Genomic DNA, 1,966 nt, shown 5'->3' with positions numbered 1-1,966 from the left:
CGGTATTTAACTGCTTTTATGCAAAAGTCTCACTGCATTAATTGCAGCAACAAGCGAAAATAAAACGAATAGCTGACTCAAAAGTTTTTTTATTGTTTGCATAATTATTAATTTAAGTTTTACCTTTAATCACCAGTAGGCTTATCAGAAATGAAGCTGGCGAAAATCTTTTAGTGAAATAAAAAATTAATTAAATTTAAGCGGTTTAAGTATTTCTAAAAAAAAAAGAAAATGCTAAAAATTAATTAAGATTTAAATATTAAAAAAAGTGAATTATAAAAAAAAAGAGAAAGGTATTTAAGTAAAAAATCACACCTTCCTTATGATAAATAAAAGAACGTATAGAACGTCAACTACTTTGTCCGGTTTAGCGTCAATTAACTTGGCCGGTTTCGGTAATTGCATTTATCTATGATATTAGTATGTTAATTGGCGCTAAGATAAAGCCTTTAATAGCTAATATGAATTGTCATGTTTCTGTCATAACTAAATGATTTTAAAGGGTTTATTGATTTTGTTGTAGTGCTGTGGTAACTTGCTGTTATTAACAATAAATGGAAAGTTAGATATGAGCAAACGGAGCGATATAATTGATCCCAGTGATGCGCCTGTAAAGGCTAGTGGCCTTGTGTATTCGGAAGTGATTGACTGGATTGATTTAGGTCATGCTAGGGGGGATGACATAAGGGCTGTATTGCATCAAATGCAAGTAGGCGAACGTTCTAACGAACCTTATTATCGTGTTGTCTACACACAGACCATGAGAAAAACTAAAGGTTTAAAAGGATTGGATACCTCAGGGGTGTGCGTTGGTCAGGCAGTTATATGGCTTATAAAAAAAGGTCGTCCCCTACATCAAAGGCATCGCATTGCTTTAGCTATGATGATGAAAGTTGCCCCTGTCTTCGAAGGCATGCAAAAAAAATGGTATGGATGGGCAACAGACAGTGGTTTTAGTGCGGAGGATCTAGTGTCGAATTTGTTGGGGTTTTATCGTGCAGTTCGTCCCAAGAATTATTTTCCCGAATTGAAGTTAGTTAGTAGGGCAAAAGCTATAGAGCGCTGGAATCATTATGGGTCGCTAGGTAAATACAAGAACAAACTTTTTAAGCCTTTACTTTTTCCTGATCCTGCGGCTCATAAAGATGCCAAACCAAGATATGGAGAATTACCATCCTTTATGAAGGAGATTGAGCCTTTTGATGTAAGCCTACATACAGATATTATTATAACAAATCATAAGTTTAGTAAGAGGGATTTTCCAAATGGATTAGGAGGGGAATTTGGTTGTGTCGAAAAAAGGCTTTAGATGGTTGAAGTGGGTCATACTGTTTTGTTGTATTGTGTTTGCTACTCGGTGGGTAGTTTTGTATGGTCCTTACGTATTCTCATTTGACTCCCAGCATTACACGCGATTAGATCGAATCCCTTATGAAATGTTTACTCCGGACGAGATTAAAAACGCGCCCGGGTTAACTGATCACACAATGATTTCTTACTATCCTCAGGACGGTCCAAATTCAGAAAATATTGAAGTCACATATGTTGGAGGGCAGGACGTCATGGAACTTGAGAAATATCTCCTGTCTTTAGGATACAAAGAAGAAAATGATCCTGTTTTTGGCAAGAGATGGCATTCATTTGGTTATTTTAAAAAAGCTTATATCATTGAGGGAGAGAAGAATACGGTGCTTGGGTTTTATCGTTAGTCCGCAAAAATCGGCTCGGAAGCTGAGGCGGTGAGTTGTGATAAGCGAGCCTACACCGCTCATGATGTCTAGATAGTCATAGCTAAGCACGTCTTCAATGCGTCGCAGTTTAATCAGTATCAATGTGAACTAATATATCGTAGGAGGGGGTTGTCGTTAATCGGTAGATAAAGCTGTGTTTGTTTAATTTAATAACGGAAACGACGTTGAAGGATAATAATCGTCGAGGGTGTAAGGTATTTTGTGTAACTTGATTT

The 1,966-nt window shown here is 36.8% G+C and carries 2 protein-coding genes; both read left to right on the top strand.

Annotated elements, in window-relative coordinates:
- Positions 1–568 precede the first annotated feature (568 nt).
- Positions 569–1,309 (top strand): hypothetical protein, encoded by a 741-nt coding sequence (locus HMPREF3144_RS07440; RefSeq protein WP_070477249.1) that lies wholly within the window; start codon positions 569–571, stop codon positions 1,307–1,309.
- A gap of 178 nt (positions 1,310–1,487) precedes the next feature.
- Entirely contained in the window at positions 1,488–1,709 is a 222-nt protein-coding gene (locus HMPREF3144_RS11880) for a hypothetical protein (protein WP_246823929.1), read from the top strand.
- Positions 1,710–1,966 lie beyond the last annotated feature (257 nt).

Source organism: Oligella sp. HMSC05A10 (assembly GCF_001808335.1).
In the GTDB taxonomy this organism is placed as follows: domain Bacteria; phylum Pseudomonadota; class Gammaproteobacteria; order Burkholderiales; family Burkholderiaceae_B; genus Oligella; species Oligella urethralis.
The sequence above is the reverse complement of the archived record's forward strand: the minus strand, read 5'-3'. Positions and strand labels throughout refer to the sequence as shown.

What these genes read in the sequence shown, in the direction of transcription:
- HMPREF3144_RS07440 (WP_070477249.1), top strand. Translation starts at nt 569, where the DNA reads ATGAGCAAACGGAGCGATATAATTGATCCCAGTGATGCGCCTGTAAAG.
- HMPREF3144_RS11880 (WP_246823929.1), top strand. Translation starts at nt 1,488, where the DNA reads ATGATTTCTTACTATCCTCAGGACGGTCCAAATTCAGAAAATATTGAA.